At 37.3% G+C, this 17,490-nt stretch carries 17 protein-coding genes and 1 pseudogene; 7 read left to right on the top strand and 11 right to left on the bottom strand.

Features of this window, described 5'->3' with window-relative positions:
• Positions 1-80: 80 nt before the first annotated feature.
• Positions 81-791, top strand: a complete 711-nt coding sequence (locus BWI92_RS08340; protein ID WP_095161859.1) for a hypothetical protein — start codon at positions 81-83, stop codon at positions 789-791.
• A 39-nt stretch (positions 792-830) separates the two neighbouring features.
• Here the strand turns inward: BWI92_RS08340 and BWI92_RS08335 are convergent, their stop codons facing one another.
• The 6 genes from BWI92_RS08335 to BWI92_RS08310 all read right to left on the bottom strand — a co-directional run bounded on the left by BWI92_RS08335 (position 831) and on the right by BWI92_RS08310 (position 6,328).
• Positions 831-1,487 (bottom strand): hypothetical protein, encoded by a 657-nt coding sequence (locus tag BWI92_RS08335; RefSeq protein WP_095161857.1) that lies wholly within the window; start codon positions 1,485-1,487, stop codon positions 831-833.
• 2 nt (positions 1,488-1,489) lie between these two features.
• Positions 1,490-2,002: a hypothetical protein gene (locus tag BWI92_RS08330; RefSeq protein WP_095161855.1), complete on the bottom strand. Its 513-nt coding sequence runs from the start codon at positions 2,000-2,002 to the stop codon at positions 1,490-1,492.
• Positions 2,003-2,179: 177 nt separating this feature from the next.
• The gene (locus tag BWI92_RS08325; RefSeq protein WP_095162021.1) at positions 2,180-2,908 is read right to left on the bottom strand and encodes an intradiol ring-cleavage dioxygenase; all 729 of its coding nucleotides are present in this window, start codon (positions 2,906-2,908) and stop codon (positions 2,180-2,182) included.
• A gap of 178 nt (positions 2,909-3,086) precedes the next feature.
• Complete coding sequence (locus BWI92_RS08320; protein WP_095161853.1) at positions 3,087-3,797, bottom strand: LytTR family DNA-binding domain-containing protein; 711 nt, start codon at positions 3,795-3,797, stop codon at positions 3,087-3,089.
• Positions 3,798-3,967: 170 nt separating this feature from the next.
• Positions 3,968-5,059 carry a sensor histidine kinase gene (locus BWI92_RS08315; protein WP_095161851.1) on the bottom strand — a complete coding sequence of 364 codons (1,092 nt, stop codon included), beginning with the start codon at positions 5,057-5,059 and terminating at the stop codon, positions 3,968-3,970.
• A gap of 39 nt (positions 5,060-5,098) precedes the next feature.
• A complete protein-coding gene (locus tag BWI92_RS08310; protein ID WP_095161849.1) occupies positions 5,099-6,328 on the bottom strand; it encodes an alkaline phosphatase family protein in 1,230 nt (409 codons plus the stop codon).
• A gap of 219 nt (positions 6,329-6,547) precedes the next feature.
• Here BWI92_RS08310 and upp point away from each other — a divergent pair, with 219 nt between their 5' ends.
• Positions 6,548-7,192 carry a uracil phosphoribosyltransferase gene (gene upp / locus BWI92_RS08305; RefSeq protein ID WP_095161848.1) on the top strand — a complete coding sequence of 215 codons (645 nt, stop codon included), beginning with the start codon at positions 6,548-6,550 and terminating at the stop codon, positions 7,190-7,192.
• A gap of 98 nt (positions 7,193-7,290) precedes the next feature.
• Here the strand turns inward: upp and BWI92_RS08300 are convergent, their stop codons facing one another.
• The 3 genes from BWI92_RS08300 to BWI92_RS08295 form a co-directional block, all read right to left on the bottom strand.
• On the bottom strand, positions 7,291-7,890 hold the full coding sequence (locus BWI92_RS08300) for a DUF1080 domain-containing protein (protein WP_095161847.1): 600 nt from the start codon (positions 7,888-7,890) through the stop codon (positions 7,291-7,293).
• A 199-nt stretch (positions 7,891-8,089) separates the two neighbouring features.
• Complete coding sequence (locus BWI92_RS28645; RefSeq protein WP_409024744.1) at positions 8,090-8,425, bottom strand: M20/M25/M40 family metallo-hydrolase; 336 nt, start codon at positions 8,423-8,425, stop codon at positions 8,090-8,092.
• The gene (locus BWI92_RS08295; protein ID WP_310588879.1) at positions 8,425-9,381 is read right to left on the bottom strand and encodes a M20/M25/M40 family metallo-hydrolase; all 957 of its coding nucleotides are present in this window, start codon (positions 9,379-9,381) and stop codon (positions 8,425-8,427) included. Before BWI92_RS08295 ends, BWI92_RS28645 begins: the two co-directional genes overlap by 1 nt.
• 256 nt (positions 9,382-9,637) lie before the next feature.
• On the opposite strand from BWI92_RS08295, the pseudogene BWI92_RS08290 reads away from it, so the two are divergent.
• The 4 genes and pseudogenes from BWI92_RS08290 to BWI92_RS08275 all read left to right on the top strand — a co-directional run bounded on the left by BWI92_RS08290 (position 9,638) and on the right by BWI92_RS08275 (position 14,419).
• A pseudogene (locus BWI92_RS08290) lies at positions 9,638-10,317 on the top strand (response regulator).
• A 24-nt stretch (positions 10,318-10,341) separates the two neighbouring features.
• Entirely contained in the window at positions 10,342-11,739 is a 1,398-nt protein-coding gene (locus BWI92_RS08285; protein ID WP_095161846.1) for a HAMP domain-containing sensor histidine kinase, read from the top strand.
• A gap of 441 nt (positions 11,740-12,180) precedes the next feature.
• Complete coding sequence (locus BWI92_RS08280) at positions 12,181-13,122, top strand: hypothetical protein (RefSeq protein ID WP_095161844.1); 942 nt, start codon at positions 12,181-12,183, stop codon at positions 13,120-13,122.
• Positions 13,123-13,234: 112 nt separating this feature from the next.
• Positions 13,235-14,419 carry an endonuclease/exonuclease/phosphatase family protein gene (locus BWI92_RS08275; RefSeq protein WP_095161842.1) on the top strand — a complete coding sequence of 395 codons (1,185 nt, stop codon included), beginning with the start codon at positions 13,235-13,237 and terminating at the stop codon, positions 14,417-14,419.
• A gap of 192 nt (positions 14,420-14,611) precedes the next feature.
• Here the strand turns inward: BWI92_RS08275 and BWI92_RS08270 are convergent, their stop codons facing one another.
• Positions 14,612-14,962, bottom strand: coding sequence for a LytTR family DNA-binding domain-containing protein (locus tag BWI92_RS08270; protein WP_095161840.1), 351 nt, complete (start codon positions 14,960-14,962; stop codon positions 14,612-14,614).
• Between the two features lie 553 nt (positions 14,963-15,515).
• Entirely contained in the window at positions 15,516-16,586 is a 1,071-nt protein-coding gene (gene dinB / locus BWI92_RS08265; protein WP_095161838.1) for a DNA polymerase IV, read from the bottom strand.
• A 347-nt stretch (positions 16,587-16,933) separates the two neighbouring features.
• Between dinB and arfB the strand changes: the two genes are divergently transcribed.
• Complete coding sequence (arfB, locus tag BWI92_RS08260; protein WP_095161836.1) at positions 16,934-17,341, top strand: alternative ribosome rescue aminoacyl-tRNA hydrolase ArfB; 408 nt, start codon at positions 16,934-16,936, stop codon at positions 17,339-17,341.
• Positions 17,342-17,490: the final 149 nt, after the last annotated feature.

The raw sequence follows: 17,490 nt of genomic DNA, 5'->3' as shown, positions 1-17,490 counted from the left end.
CTTTTTCATGAGTAATCGTCTGATAAAGTAGAAGGTACATATTCCTTCCTGCTATTATTGATCACTTAAACAGTATCCTCATGAAAAAGTTCTCTTTGGCTGTATTGGCTATTTTTATAGCCAACTGTTTTCCTATTTTCTCTATTTCACAAGCACAAACTTTACCTTGGAGTATTGGTGTAAAGACTGGATTTGGTTCTATTATCGGCGACGGACAAGCATTTACAGGTAGTTTGACCTATGGTATGTTTATCGAAAAAAGAATGACAGAAAAGTTTTCGCTAAATGCTAGTTTTGATTTCGGTTCGATTGCGACTAATGCTTATTCTGGCTATACATATACAGGCAAAACAAGCTTCTTCCAGACGGCAGTTTTAGCCAAATACCAATTGGGAAAAGGAGAGGGGAAAAAGCCAACTTTTTCTCCATTTGTTGGTTTGGGAGTGATTGCTTACAATCCAAAGGTTAGCCAAAATGGTACAGTCATTCGCTATGCTGATGGTACAGCAAGCAGTCCTGAGGGGGTAAATGACTTGATAATTCCATTTGGATTTGAGGTAGGTTTTAAACTTTCAGAAAAAGCAAAACTTTCGTTTGTTGCACAATCAGGATTTGCCTTTACCGATCGTTTGAATGGTACTGTAGGGGTAAGTAATCCTTCTGCTAGCATGCCAGATGGGCATAAGTTTGTAGGTAAAATTAGTGATGTTTCAGGGGCTTCAAGCAATGACTTTACAAGCTTTTTTGGTCTAAAATTAGGATTTTCTATTGGTGATAAAACTGATAAATAATTGATGTAGGATTACGTATAAGGGGATAGGGTGCTTACTTTATCCCCTTTTTGTATGTAATGCTAATTCAAAAAAGAGTAAAATAGCTTCATTGGAAAGAGCTTCAAAGTCCACCATATCGACTGAATTTAGCAATAGCGCATCTTCTGCGTGCAATAGTCTATCTTGAACCTCGAAAGCTCCATCAACCACATATACTAAGACATCTTTATGCTTATTGCTTAACGATAATTTACCTTTTTGTCTTCCATCAAACTGTCCTATCCACGATGACGCAGGTATTGGTAGCAATTCATTTTTACTCACCTGAATCGAAATATCGTTAAGTTCTTCTGCTAGTACATTGGAATATTTTGCAATAAAAAATGTGACCATTTCATCTTGATAAGGATTAAGTATCTCAGAATATAGGTTTGCTTGCAAAGAAAATGTTTGATGTTCTTCAATACATTTTTGCCCTATTCGGGTATTTTCTACATATAAATCACCAATGTAGGGAATAATCAAGACAGAGTGGACGGAAGAAACAGGTAAACTAAAGGTGCAGTTAGGCAAAAGCAATACCTTTTCTACATATTCTAGCTCGTAGTTTTGTGTTTCACCTTTTTCCCAAATATGTGTCTTGTGAAAAGTTGGGGTTTGCGTATGTGGTTGCATCTCAGATAATATGATGCGGCCTTCAGTCTGTGTAATCATAGCTAGTTAAGTATTGGAGTAGCTTTAAATGAACTAATATTAAGCAATGGCTGCAATGCAATCAAGTCGGTTTCGTGTTCTTCTTGAAGATCGGTCGAATGACTTACCAAGAGCTGGTTAGCAATGGTATCTATCCACAAAAGTGGTTTGCTGTAAAAATAGATAGCTATTTTGTGTTGCTGTTTGTCGCTGATATGGGATTGAATAATTTCAAACCTGAAATTTTCAAATGATAAACAAAGCTTCCCGAACGCATTAGTGATTTCAGGAACAATACCATTAAGCTGTTGAATATACCCAACTGCAGCGGTACTAACCAAAAATTGAAGCTTTTCTGCTTGCGGATTTTTCTCAAGAATTTCGTGATATGTTTTAAGTTTTCCTTCTTGATGATACAATTGCGCTTGCATAAAAAACTCTTGATGGGTATCATCAAACACATACTTGTCCCAAAGCTTGGTAGAGTTGGCGTCTATGATTTTACGATAACATAGTTGTATGATTCCTTTGGACATGGTTGGATTTTTATTAGTGAACAGGGATAAGGCACTGAGGCACAAAGTGTTTTTTAGGGGTTAGTGTATAGTTGTTAGTTTGGCAAAAAGTAGAAAAAAATGTTTAACACCGAGTAGGTAGGGGTGTATTGCAATTTTTTTCTACTTGCCTCTTGCCTCTTGCCTCTTGCCTCTTGCCTAGGCTGATACTACAATGTTGTGAGTCAAAACATATCCGTCGGTTGTGTTGCCTGTAACGGTTGACATTTCATAAGTTACACCATCTCCAAAGACGTTATCTTTTGCATTGGTAGTATCTGCTTGCCCATGGCTGGCATACACACCTTGTGCATATACAATTTTAGAAATATCTTCAGGAAATGCGATTTGTGTAACCAACAATGACGTTCCCGAACTATTGTATACATGCACGTGGATGTGTGGCGCTCTACTAGAATACCAACCTGGGTAAATACTAGTAAAAGTAACCAAACCCGTACTGTCTGTAACTTGGCGACCTCTTAAAAAGTGTACTGTCGTATAATTCGTAGCTTGCATACCAGTACCACCATATTCTGAATAGTTGCCAGCAGCATCACAATGCCAAATGTCTACAATAGCATTTGCTAAACCAGCACAACTTGCATTCTTGTTTTGGATGTTAATCTTAATCGTAAGTTTGGTTCCTGTACGGTCTGAAGTAATATTACTTTGTACTAAAGACGAAGGAGTTTTTGTAGGAAATGGTCCTTCTGTTTCAGATGGAGTACTAGTACAGCTTGTATTGGTGGAGCCACTAGTTGTGGTTGACGACGAGCTAGAGCTACTAGAGCTTGAGGTTGGATCAACACTTTCGGTTTTGCATGCTACGATTTGTGCTGTTACTAAACCCAAACCTGCTCTTTTCAAAAAATCAATTCTTTTCATAACACAGTTGTTTATTAGATTCGATACCAATTTTCGAGATATGTCTTGTTGTTTACTTTCATGACCTAGTTTAATCATGAAGCGTTACGAAAGGGCGTATTTTTGAGGTAAACACTAATAATGTGTCGGTGAAAGATATGTTTTGAAAAGAAATAAACGGATTCCTACAAGAGTACTTTTAATCTAACCCTTTTAACCTTGCCAATAAAACCTTTTCATATGTGGGACCCAGTGGAATTTCGAAATTGGGTAAATACACTACTTTATTCCGCAAGGCTTTAATTTTATGGAAAGAAATAATATAGGATTTATGAACTCTGACAAACAGTTTCTCAGGCAATTTGAGTTGTAAATTTTTCAAGGTCATACGAGCAACAATAGGTTTACCTGTTGTACAATGAATTTTTACATAATCATCAAGTGCTTCCACTAAAATAATATCTTCGAAGGCTATTTGATGTAAACTATAGTCGGCTCTAATTTGGAGATACTCAGGTATATTTTCTTCTTCTTGCGTGCTCAATATTTTTTCATAATACAATAAAGCCTTTTGACAAGCTTGTTCAAAGCGTTCGGGGGTGATGGGTTTTAGTAAATAATCAATCGCTTGGAGATTGAAGCCTTCCAAGGCAAATTCACTAAAAGCTGTTGTAAAAATGAGCATTACAGGTTGTGAAATACTTTTGAAAAAATCAATGCCAGAAATTGTGGGCATATTGATGTCTAGAAAAAGTAAATCAACTGGGTTGTTTTGTAAAAAAGCAGTAGCTTCGGAAGGCTTGGTAAAAGTTTGTACAAGATTGATATTAGGATTCTGCTTGCACAAGCTACCTAGTACCTTCAAAGCTGGTGGTTCGTCGTCGAGGGCTATGGCTTTTAATGTTGGCATTTCAAAAGGGTTTAGTAGCAGTATTGGGAATTAATCCTGTAGGAAAGATTTCAAACTATCCATTTCGGATGTGTAACCTACTTTTTTATATAAAAAACACAGGCATTCTATTACATTTCCAAAATCTTCAATAGTTCGAAATCCTTCGTGTAACACTAATTTTGAGTCAATTATTTATTCAACTCCAACGATAAGGATACCGAAAAAAGATGACTATTATTGATGATCAAACAATTTTTGTTGGGGTAATTCAACTCCAATCGTTGCTGTGTGTTCTGTAAACCTAGTCCAGTGCTTTCTTTGTGTAAAATGTTGGGGTGAATTTTATTTTCTACTAAAAGAGTTAAATGCTGTTCTTGGATACTCAGATGTATCTTGATAGGAGAATCATCTTCTGGAGAAATTCCATATTTAAAAGCATTTTCAATAATCGAAATCAGCAACAATGGAGCAATTTTTAAGGATTGGCTATTTCCTTCTATCTTAAAATCAATTTGAGCGGTATCTCCCAATCTCAACTCTTGAAGAGCAACATAGTTTTTGATATAGGTAATCTCTTTTTCCAAATCAACCAAATCTGCATGGGCATCCGAAATCACATAGCGCATCATATTGGATAACTGCAAAACTGCTTTGCCTGATTGTGGAGCCTCTTCTTCAATACACATAGCATAAACACTATTGAGAGAATTGAATAGAAAATGTGGATGAATTTGTGCTTTGAGATACTTTAACTCTGCATCGGTTTTGGCTTGCGTCAGCGCATACTGAAACTGTCGAGTACGGAACAAGGTTGTGAAAAGAATACCCAGCAGATATAAAATTACAGATTTCCCAAAATCAAAAATAATACCTGGGGGATTCATAGGACCATGATGACCCATATCTGGATGATCAGATGGTGGTGGAGTAAGGTGTATTAGGTGTGGGGGAGGAGGCAATAGGTTATTTTGCGATTCGCCAAGAATAATAGGCCAATTGATTTGGTTTGAAATAACATAAATAAAACCAAACAGCAATAGCAATATCCCTAAAAACGAAAGATATTTCTCAGTGAGATATAGGCGTGGTGTAAACCAATAATAGTTGGCATAAAAGCAACCAAACATAAGGGTGTACGAAAAAAGATTGCTCAGTTCATGTGGATTACGTTTGAGCATTTCCCAAGCTAAAAGATCTTCGGGAGTAAATATATAAATCAGTCCAATAAACGAAAGGACTGGAATACTTTGCAATAGAATGGTCGAAAGTCGCTGTTTCATATTGCAAAGTATTGATAATTTCTTAGATGCTCAAAACTCCTATTTTACAATCCAACGATTGAGGGTATTATGTGGGCTTTCTAACACAATTTTGTAGAAACTTGAGGCAGGAATATCTTTGATAATCAAATGCTCCTTAGCCAAATCTGTCGTTCCGATTAATTGGTATTGATCTTCACCACCTTCTTCAAAATGGTTGGTTGTGCTTAACCAGACTTTCATTTTACCTTGTTTTTCTAGAGCTTTCCAAGATACTTCCAATTGCTTATCAAGAAGTTTTACTTCTGGCAAAATAGCTGAAACAGGTTTGTTAAGAGCTACGCCATCTATTTCAAAAGCTTGTTTTTGAGGAAATTTGATATTCATAAAATGCGCAATACTTGGCATAATATCAACGACTGCTGGCTGGTAATCCTTAAAATAAGTATTAAGATTTTGGGCATTGGTCGTCATCCAAGTGGTGCGTTCACGTTCTGATTGTCCTCCGTGATTACGACCTGTTTGTGCATCGCGTCCGTGGTCAGTTGTGATAAAGATTAACCATTTTTCTTTATGCTTTTTCTCTCTTTCTTGAATCGCCGACCACACTTTTCCTACTTGTTGGTCTACATATTCGATGGCCTTTTGCATTTGTGGGCTATCGCCATATTTATGTCCCATATCATCCGAATATTCCATATATAACCAAGTCATATCTGGGGCATTTTCAAGAATACCTTTTTGTGCATCATCACTCACTTTTTCATCTATCTGATGAATATACCAACGCTCTTTGTCATGCTTATAAGTCGCAGTATCTAACTCATAACCATCAGAATGATAGTCAACTTTGAGTTGCTTGGTTTGTGCCAAACCATCGCCAACGAGCTTGGTACGATTGTCAAGCCAAGTAGAATATACCGCAATTTTTTTCTGAGGATACTGTTCTTTGAAGAATCTAAAAATAGTCCAATAATTATAATTAGGAGCTTTGATATCGTTGTCCCATACGTTGTGTTTGTTGACCCATGTACCTGTCAAAAGACTATTGTATCCAACCGCAGAAATCGTTGGAGTCTGAGAATAAGTTCCTTTTTGACCACCCACATAGGCACGTTTAAAGCCGCCAACTTTTGCAATAGCTGACAGGGTGGGGGTAGAAGCTTTTTCAATTACATCGGCAGGAATCCCATCTACAATGATAAATACTGCTTTGGGTGTTAGTTTTTGAGCAAAAGAAAATAGCGTATTAAAAAGAAGAAATGGAATGAGCAAACTGTATTTTTTCATAAAGGTAGTATCGTTATGGTAAGAAAATTGAGTTGAGAAAAGTTTAAGCTACAAAATTGAGAAAGGAATAAGGTATTTTTCAAACGGTTTGGATTAAGCTTAGGTTAATTTCAGATAAAGGGAAGTTACCGAGAGTTTTTTATATAATAGATAAAGCCTAATTTTGATTAGTAATCAATATACCAGTTTTGTTATAAAACGCTAAATATCCATAACCTCATGTTTATACTCAATGCCCAAAATTCGATAGCGAATCAATTTTTAGCAGAAATGCGAGACATCACTGTTCAAAACGACTCTATGCGATTCCGTAAGAATATGGAGCGTTTGGGTGAAATTTTGGCCTATGAAATCTCAAAAACCTTAGACTATCAGCCAGCTACCGTACAAACGCCATTGGCAGAAGCATCAACAGCGTTATTGACTGAACAGCCTGTTTTGGTAGCGATTCTTCGCGCTAGTTTGCCTTTCTATCAAGGCTTTTTAAATTTATTTGACCAATCCGAAAATGCCTTCATTGGTGCCTATCGTGGCAAACACCGTGCCGACGAGACGTTTGATATTCAGATGGATTATCTGGCTTGTCCGTCCTTGGAGGGGAAAACCGTCATGCTCATTGACCCAATGCTTGCTACAGGTAAATCTTTGGTAAAATCTTACCAAGCACTATTACAATATGGAAAACCTGCCAAATTGATTATTGCAGCGGCCATAGCAGCACCTGAAGGATTGGCATATATTCAAGAACAAATTCCAGAAGCTTCGTTATTTGTCGGAGCTAAAGACGAACGCCTCAACGAAAAATTTTATATCATTCCTGGCCTTGGCGACGCTGGTGATTTGGCATACGGTGGGAAACTGTAAAGCCCAAAAACTAGGTGAAAGATAGAAAATTCCATCGGCAAGTACTCGTAGTTTGCTTGCTGATGGAATTTCAAAATCCTATTTCTCTATTGAAGCTTTTATAATTCTACAATATTAATTTTTCTCCATTTTACCCTGATTCCACCGCCAGAATGAATTTGCAAAGCAATAGAGCCTGAGCGAGAACCAATTTTTTCATCGTCAAGCGTAATCATTTCCACACCGTTGAGCCATGTAGTTACTTTATTTCCCACTACTTTGATTTTCATGGTATTCCATTCACCCATATTCAAGGCTTTGTCTTTTTCTTCAGCAGGTTTAATCAACCATCCTCTACCATACGATTCATAAATCCCACCAGTTGAATGCCCCGGAGGAGCTACCTCTGCTTGCCAACCACTAATTTTGGTTCCTTCGATACTCGAATGAAAAAATACCCCACTATTACCATCGGCTTCTTGCAAAAATTGAAGGGTCAATTCAAAATCCTTGAAGGTTTTATCTGTTGCCAGATAACCATATTCCTTGTCGGGTCCACTTTCGCAGATGAGTAATCCTTTCTCTACATACCATTTTTCGGTACCATAGATTTTCCAACCGCTAAGGTCTTTTTTGTTGAACAACGATTGTTTTTTTTGTGCAAACCCAAAGCTGGCGCACGCTACCCACAGGAGTAGGAGGAGAGATACTTTTTTCATAGTTAAAATTGGGTATAAATTGAGTAAAAGAGCTTGGCAACCAAGTAATGAAGCGCTGAAAATATTGAATCGCTTTCAAACAGAGTGTCGCTTACTTGAAAGGAAAATTAAAAGATAGAACGTTATAGAATATCCTTTTCTGTGGTAGTATAAAAAAAGGCAAAGAGGAATATATCACATCTTTGCCTTTTCATCAAAATTATCTGGTCAATCTATAAATCAAGATGGCAGTGCGCTTGATTAAGGCAGGGAGTTCCTTGATATTGAGGGTTTCGCCAGGAGCGTGAGCACCTTTGCCCGAAGCTCCCAATCCGTCTAAACAAGCTACATATTCTGCCACATACGAAATATCACCTGCACCTCTCGAACCCGGATCGCCAGCTTTTACTTCGCCATAGCCCAAATCTTTACTTACTTGATTGAGTTGTGCTAAAATTTGTTCATTGGCTGCTGTTGGCTCCATGGCAGGAATACCATCTGAGAAACTAATCTCAGCTTTTGTCTCGGTAAGATTTTTGGCAACAATAGCCTTCATCACTTCACGAGCCTTATTTTTTGGGTTTCTGTCAAAAAGCGTAAATCGCCATTTACGACAGTTTCGGGCGAAATAATATTCGTTTTTCCTACAGCTGAACCATTGGCTTTTCCTTCGTTGTATTTGATTTCGGCACCGCCTAAAATCATGCCAGGGTTAAAAGTGAGATATTTTTCAGAACTTAATTGCTCTCTAAATTCATTTAGGATACGTGCTGCTTCATAAATTGAGCCATATCCCATTTCGGGACTAAATACTCTTGATGAATGTCCAGTTTTTCCGTAGGTTTTTAATGACCAACCACTCGCGCCACGACGAGCCGTAGCAACGGTATGTAAGCCCACAGCCGTTTCGAATGCCAATGCTACATCATGTGTTTTGGCACGGTCAATAAAATCTTTACGACTTACAGAAGTTGGCTTACCAGCACTTTCTTCATCGCCTGTAAAATACGCGGTTATGGTAGCATTATCTAATAATTTTTGAGCTTGTAGTGCTTGAAGTGCTGCTATGACCACGACATCACCACCTTTCATGTCATTGACCCCTTGTCCTGTTATGGTGGAGTCATTGATATAGGTATAGGGAGAAAACGTCATTTCTTTTTCAAAAACGGTATCTAAGTGTCCAATCAAGAAAAGCTTTTTACCTGCTTTCCCTTTTTTCTCAGCTACTAAATGCCCTGCTCTTTTGAGCGAATCAGGTAGATTGACCCAAGTGGTGGCAAACCCAATTTTTTCAAATTCTTTTTTAAAAATATCACCAACTTGTTTTACTCCAGCAGTGTTGAGCGTGCCACTATTGATATTTACAGCATCTTTCAAGAGTTGCTCAGTTTGAGCAAAATGGGCATCGATGTATTGAGCAATTTTTTGTTCGGTAGGGTTTAGTTTTTGTGCTTGTGCGCCAAAATTCAAGCCCAAAGCAAGGAGAGAGGGAAGTACGATTTTTTTCATCTAATTTAGAAAAGCGTTTGTTGGTTAAGAATTCAAATATCTAATATAGCTTATAATGGTTTTTTTGACAATAAAATAGGTTTTTTCAGCACTTACTTTAGTACATATTTTATTAGAAATTGATTATAAAATGTGTTAAATTAACTCTGAGTAAGTACTTTCGTCCTCTTTTTACGTTTTCTAGCTCCAACGCGTAATGATTGTTTCGTATCAGGACTTGAATTTCCTCCCCACTCACTGACTTAACTCAAGGCTTATGAGAATTTTATTAATAGAAGATGAGGTAAAAACGGTTAGAATTATCCAACAGGGTCTCGAAGAGCAACAATACGAAGTAGATGTTGCCTATGACGGTCCGATGGGTTTTCAGTTAGCCTCACGCCATCCTTACAGTTTGATTATTACTGATATTATTTTGCCAGGTTTTAATGGACTCGAACTTTGTAAAAAAATTCGGGAGGCCAAAATCGCCACACCTGTCTTGATGCTGACGGCATTAGGAACTACCGATGACAAAATTGTGGGTCTCGATGCAGGTGCCGACGATTATCTTGCAAAACCCTTTGAATTTCGAGAGCTGGTAGCACGTATTCGGGCACTTACACGTCGTGGTAGTGCGCCGTTGCAAACGACCAACGTACTCAAAATTGCTGACCTCGAAATGGATTTGGATATGAAGTCTGTAACAAGAGGAGGCAAAACGATTCCGTTGACAGCCAAGGAATTTGGTTTGCTAGAATATTTTATCCGCCATCAAGGACGTGTGATATCGAAGGTAGAACTCGCCGAGAAAATTTGGGATGTAACCTTCGACACGGGCACAAATGTGATAGAAGTGTATGTGAATTTTTTACGTAAAAAATCGATAAAGATTTTACTGTAAAACTCCTTCATACGCATATAGGCATGGGATACGTACTCAAGGTGATAAATTAGGGAAATCCTTCAGCAATCCAATTTATGAATATCCGTCTCAGACTTACATTTCAGTTTATCGCCCTTGTGACCGCCATTATGATTTTGTTTTCGGTTGGGGTATATTTTTTTAGTAAACTCTATTTGGAAAAACGTTTTTACAAACGCCTTCAAAATAGCGCTGTTACGACTGCCACTTTACTGTTTGAGATTCAGGCAGCAGATACCACGGTACTAAAACTGGTTAATATTTCTGATAAAGAAATACTGCACGATGAATCGGTTTCGGTCTATAGTCAGACTGACAATAAGTTTATTTTTTCAACTGAAAAAGGTAATGAAAAGATTCATGCGCAGGTGCTTCCTCGCGTAATAAGCACACAAGCGAGTAGTTATCTGATGGTAGATGATTATCAGGTTTTTGGGATGTCTATCCAGTACAAAGGAAATAATCATTGGATTATAGTAAGTGCTGTTGATGAAGCTGGGAAAGAAGCATTGTCTGACTTGAGGAAGATTTTAATGATTATGACCTTGGTGGCTATTCTATTGGTGGGCTTGAGTGGATGGATTTTTGCTGATAAAGCGCTAGCGCCTATGTCGGCTATTACTAGGCAGGTTAACTCTATTTTTCCGAAAAATATTGGAAAAAGGGTTGAGCATCCCGACCGAGAAGATGAAATTGGGTTGTTGGTAGATACCTTCAACCGTTTGCTTGATCGAGTAGAACAAACCCTTTTGACGCAAAAAATATTCATTGCAAACGTTTCGCATGAGCTCAAAAATCCCTTAACCAAAATCTATTCGCAGCTCGAAATTACTCTGCTACAGCCACGTACGGTGGAGGTTTATCAAAAACTTTTGTCGTCTTTGAAAGATGATACCCGTACCCTAACACAGCTTACAAATACTTTACTGGATTTGGCAAATACTGTGGTAGATTCAAAAGCCATTGCCAAGACCTCAGTGCGAATGGATGAACTACTTTGGGATGCCAAAAGTCAGGTTCAAAAATGGCATGAGGATTATCAAATTAATATTTCTTTCAATGATTTTCCTGAAGAAGAAGATACGCTGGTCATCAATGGCAACGAAGCTGCCCTGAAAGTGGTATTAATGAATTTGATGGATAATGCTTGTAAGTTTTCAGAAAATAAGACCGTCAAAGTAGACTTTTCAACAAATGATTATTGGATAAAATTATCATTCTTTAACGACGGTCCAGCGATTCCTGCCAAAGACCTTCCCAATATTTTTGAACCGTTTTATAGGAGTAATGCCACTGCACAATCCGTGAAAGGACATGGAGTTGGGCTAACAATTGTCCATCGAATTACTCAACTACATAACGGACAAATAGAAGTAGAATCGTCCTCAGAGGGAACTACTTTCCGTGTAAGTTTTCCAAGTATATTAATGCCAGTCCCATTGAGTGATTTGTGATTGTGTGTGTGTGATTGTTTTAAAAATGGTAAAGACATTATACTTTAGGTCTAAATAACCGATTAAAATCAAAAAAGTGGTTAGGAAATCAATTTCTGACCACTTTTTGATTTTAATCGGTTAAAGAACACATTCTGGTAAAGTTTTGAAAGGTATTTTGGGAAAATTTCGTCAACTATAGGAAAGCTGAAATAGATACTGTGTTACAGACAATGAAGATGTTTTTTGGAGTTCCGAAATCAAAAATCTCCAATCCACAATTTTTAAGGTCGATTTAAGGTTGATTTAACTCCTCTTTAAAAGCGTTACAGTTATTTTGCTCATGTAAAACGAACGAAAACAGGAACTTATAAATGATTGTGGTAACTAATTTTTTCCTTACTTTTTAAAATTTATTCTTAAAACAATCCCAACCATTCATTTTAAAGCAAATTAATAACTATGGAGAATAATAATAATCAGACCTTCTTTAAGGTAGCATTAGGTGTTACAGTAGGTGTTATCGCTTTGTTGAGTTATTTGTTCATTGGCGCTCGTAACGAAACATTTGAGTTACAAAAAGCACTTACAACAAAAGTAGAACAGTTATCGAGTACACAAATCAAATTAGATTCTATCTCAAAATCGTTAGATGAGAAAATCAAAGAGGTTGAGATGTTGGGCGGTAATGTTGCTGAACTAGAAAAAGTAAAAGCTCAATTAGAATCGGATAAGAAAAAATTGAAGTCAGATTTGAGTTTTTCTATCCAAAAATACGAAGCTAAAATCAAGGAATACGAAACATTTTTGGCTACCAAAGATGAGGAATTGACTAAGCTAAGAGAAGAAAATGGAGACTTGCTGGCTCGTAACAAAAACTTAGAGTCTGAAAAAGAAGCAGCTTTGAACGAAAATGCTGGTTTGAAATCAGACAAGGATAATTTGAGCAAAACAGTTGCTGATTATACTTCTCAAAATGAAGAGTTGAAGCGTAAAGTAACGATCGCTTCGGCCATGAAAGCAACTAATGTGGAGGTATATGCCTTAGCTTCTAACGGTAAAGTGCGCGATGGTGGACGTTATAAAGCTTCAAAAATTGATCGTTTGAAAATATCTTTTGGTTTAGCTTCTAATCCAGTAGCAGAGAGAAATAACAAAGATATCTATATCCGTATCATGGATGCTACTGGTGCTGTAATAAGTGCAGATGGTTCGTCAGGAACGATGCAATACGATGGCAAAGAGTTGGGCTTTACTGTGAAACAAAACGTATTGTTCGAAAACAACGATCAAAAAGTAGACGTAGTGTATGCTAAAGGTTCTGCTTACAAATCAGGAAAGTATTCAATTGAACTATATTCTGAAGGATTCAAAATAGGTACAGGTACTTTCGAAGTAAAATAGTTTTTGCCCTTTATTTACTGAGTATATCTAGAACGGTGTAGGCATGCTTACATCGTTCTTTTGTTAAACCACTAATTGATCTCTTGAGGTCAATTTCTTAAACACAACACACATGAAGACGCTACACATCACATTTCCGAGGCATATTGCCATTCTCTATTGGATGATTCGGACTAGCGAAGCATTCGAGACTATGCAAGAATTCATTAGCTTGTTGTGGACAGCCCTTCGTCGTTATCCGTTTTCGTTTGTGGGTTTGAGTTATATGTTTTTGAGTATGGCATTTTGTTACTGGCCTATCTCAGGACATTGGTTCGCAGGATTTATGATGATGTCTTTACCCGTTGCGTTGATTTGGGGTGGTTTAGCAACGATTTTCTTATTGGTTAAAAAACAAAGAGTTGTTGCAACGATAGGAGTGGTTTGGTGCTTGCTAGCAACGCCATTAGCTCGTAGATTTATGGGTATTGGTACCGAAAAACCAATGACTGCGTTGCAAAACGCCAATTCGCTTAAAGTATTGAGTTTTAATAGCGCCAAGTTTGCTGATTTTCCAAGTGATTTTGCCCAATGGAATGAGCTTGATGCCGATATTGCTTGTTTTCAAGAATATTCGCCTAACGCAACTGTTGAGAAAAACTATTCCGAAAAAGCAGTACTACTGGCAGACGATTTGAATGAGGAGGTTGGCTTGGGGCTTTTGTCTAAGTACCCTATTGTAAAAAAATATGGTCGTATCTGGAATCGTGAAGGTCAGCCTAATATCAATGGTTATATCGTTGCTGATATTGCCTATAAAGGAGATACCGTAAGAGTTGTAAATGTACATTTTTGGTCGATGGGAATTCGTATCAACCAAGCTTTTGACGCACTGCAAGAAGGTAAAATCGCAAGCTTTTTTAGAGAGCTAGGCGATAGTTTTGGAAGATTAAAGTTTGGATTTGATTCGCGCTACCAGCAAATTGACGAGGTGCAAGAATATGTGGCAGGGAGTCGTTACCCTGTAATTCTTTGTGGTGATTTTAATGAAACGCCGTTTGGTTACGCATACGGAAAAATGAGTTTATTATACAAAAATGCTTTCGAGGAAGTTGGTAAAGGCATGGGTTTTACCCTAAATCGTCAGCCATATTTTGTTAGAATAGACCAACAATTTTATAGCCATCAATGGCAAATTCAAAGCTGCGAAACCGTTTCTTCGGTAGGCTTTTCTGACCATTTTCCATTGATGGCTCACTATACACTCAATAAGCCTGTGGATTTAAACCCACAAGTACTTGTTGCCAAAGTTGACTAAACAGACAAACTCTATATTAATACGCTTTAGGTTGTAAGCCCTAGGCATTAGGCAAAAAAGTTTCTATTATATCATGAGAAACACTTTTAATTCTTAGCCTATGGCATAAAGACTAGAGCCTAAAGCTGGCAAAATTAATTTTGCCAGCTTTAGGCCATAAAAAAGGGATTAGGCAATTATGCCTAATCCCTTTTAATTTAGTACCGATAGTTGTCTCTTTAATTGATACTTGCGACGTCTCGATAAGTTGGCTTTTAGGTTATTACTTAAAACCAATGATTCTGTTTTTGAATCATAACCAAGTAAATGGTCACAGTTGATAATGAATGTTTTATGGATACGCTCAAAACTGTAATCTTTGAGCATATCCTCAAATAGTTTGATTGTTCGAGCGAATATAAATCGTTTGCCATCACTCAAATATACATGAGTGTAGTTGCTATCTGCTTGAAGCATGACAATGTCTTCGATAGCGATTTTAATTTTTTGGAATTTAAAGTCAAGGTTGCCTTGAGAAACGATGCAAAAATTTTCAAAACTCATAGCGAAATAATTTTAAGTGTGTTACAATAAGGACAGACGGTAGACAATACGAGGTTTTTCTTACTAAAGTTCAATTGACGTTTCGGGTTATGGGGTTAAAAATCATATAGTTATAATTATATGATTGCTGAGAAATAAGAGAAAAGTACAGTAACAAAGATATAAGACTGTATATTAATAAAATGTAAAATTGTGTGAATGTCGGTTTTTAGTATGTGAAAACCGCTTTAAAGTATGTCAAACTGCTTATTTGAGAGATTTGAAAAACAAGGTTCGAAATACTATAAATGGTAGTAGATATTTAAGATTATAAAGATTGGCTAAAGCCTTGAATAACGCGATTGTACAGCAAAATGTAGCGATAGATGCGGTTAAATAAAGTCATTATTATAGAAGATAACATGACTATCAAATCATAATGTGTATGAATAAAACTGACAAAACCAGATGTTTTGGGGCGGTTGAGGTTTTGTTAAAATAAGTTAGGTATTTAATTTCAGAAAAACAAGTTTTTGGCTGCTTAATAAACTGAAAGTAAGTGAATTAGTTTGGGTTAAAACTCCAGTGTAAGTTGCTTTCCTTCCATATCTTGTTCATTACTGAGGTTTGAGATTGCAATTCCCAATAGCCGAATTCCCTTGCTGGGAGGCATTATTTGATCTAATAGCTCATAGGCAATTCTTTCAAATAAAGATAAATCAAAAATAGGGGAGAGTGTCGTCCGACTACGAGTTACGATTTGAAAGTCGTTGTATTTTACCTTGAGAGATACCGTTCTACCAAATATCTCATGCTTGGTACAATATCGCCATACATCTTCAATTAAGGGTTCGAGCCCAAGCTGAATTTCGGCACGTGCCTCTAGGTCTTGCATAAAGGTATTTTCGGAACCTACCGACTTACGAATGCGTTCAGGATTTACGATTCTGGTATCAATCCCTCTGGCAATTTGGTAGTAATAGCGTCCAATTTTCCCAAAGTGTTTTACCAGAAAAGCCTCATCATATTCTCGTAGGTCTTTTCCTGTAAAAATACCCATCTTGTGCATTTTTTGAGCTGTCACTTTACCTATGCCATGAAAACGGTCAATTTCTAAGGTTTCTACGAACAAAGGACCTTGTTTGGGCTTTATGATGTATAAACCATCTGGTTTGTTGAAATCAGAGGCTATCTTGGCTAAAAATTTGTTGTACGAAACACCCGCAGAAGCAGTAAGCTGTGTGCGCATTTTGATTTTTTCTTTTATCTCAATCGCAATTTGGGTGGCACTTTCAATTCCTTTGAGGTTGTTGGTGACGTCCAAATAGGCTTCGTCGAGGGAAAGTGGCTCGATTAAAGGTGTGTATTCTGCAAAAATTTCTCTAATTTGATGCGAAACAGCTCGGTAACTCTCAAAGCGCGGTTTAACAAAAATTAAATGAGGACATTTTTGAGCAGCTATCTTGGACGACATAGCCGAACGTACTCCATATTTGCGTGCTTCATAACTTGCCGCTGCCACAACGCCACGCTCGCTCGAACCGCCCACAGCCACAGGCTTGCCTTTCAGCGAAGGGTTATCCCGTTGCTCGACCGAGGCAAAAAAGGCGTCCATATCAATATGTATGATTTTTCGAGTTTCCACGTTTAAAGTAATAGCTGCTAAATGAGTTTTGTAGTCTACAAGTGTGAGTTAGTGCTTAAGCGATTTATGATTTCGGAAATTTTTGAGAATAAGATAAAGATTAAATGAATAAGTAATCGTGCAAAAGAAGATTTAAGATGTTTAGGCATTAGGCAAAGAGTTAATAACTAGAGCCCATCGCCGAAAGCCGATACCTGAACGCTTAAAGTACAAAAAGCCCACTAACTCAATAGATCATTGGTATCCTTCTGGTGAGTGCCTTCAAATAGCAGATACACCGTTAACATATAACATCTTCTAACCAGTTTGAAAATACAGCATTAATTAAAATTCCGAAAAACGGCTTTATGAATATTTTAGAAATAGATTTTTTACCCGAACTACAATTCCAAGCCTCGCGCAGTAGCGGTGCTGGTGGACAAAATGTAAACAAAGTTTCTTCAAAAGTAGAACTTCGTTTTAATGTAGTAAATTCCCAATTACTCGATGAATCTCAGAAAGCCTTGATTTTACAAAAGTTAAAAAATCAAATTAACTCAGAGGGTGAGCTCATTGTGGTATCTCAGGAAGATAGGAGTCAGCTTAAGAATAAAACACTTGTTATCAAGAAATTTAAAGCTCTATTGGTAAAGGCTTTGACCGTTGCTCCTAAAAGAAAACCCACCAAACCTACAGCCGCTATGATAGCAGAGCGCTTGAAGGACAAAAAGAAGAATGCTGAAAGAAAGACTCAACGAGGCAAAGTAGTGTATTGATCGGAATGTTCACAAAATTAACATCTTATTAAAAATTTGCCAGTAAGTGGTTGTTAATCAGCTGTTTGGTTATTTAAGTTTACTGCCTCAAGATATGGCGTACAGAAAATTCAGGTTACAAGGCAAGGTTTTTGTAACTTTGCGGTTTA

Origin of the sequence: Flectobacillus sp. BAB-3569 (assembly GCF_002270355.1) — a bacterium.
GTDB classification, from domain to species: Bacteria; Bacteroidota; Bacteroidia; order Cytophagales; family Spirosomataceae; genus Flectobacillus; species Flectobacillus roseus.
The sequence above is the reverse complement of the archived record's forward strand: the minus strand, read 5'-3'. Positions and strand labels throughout refer to the sequence as shown.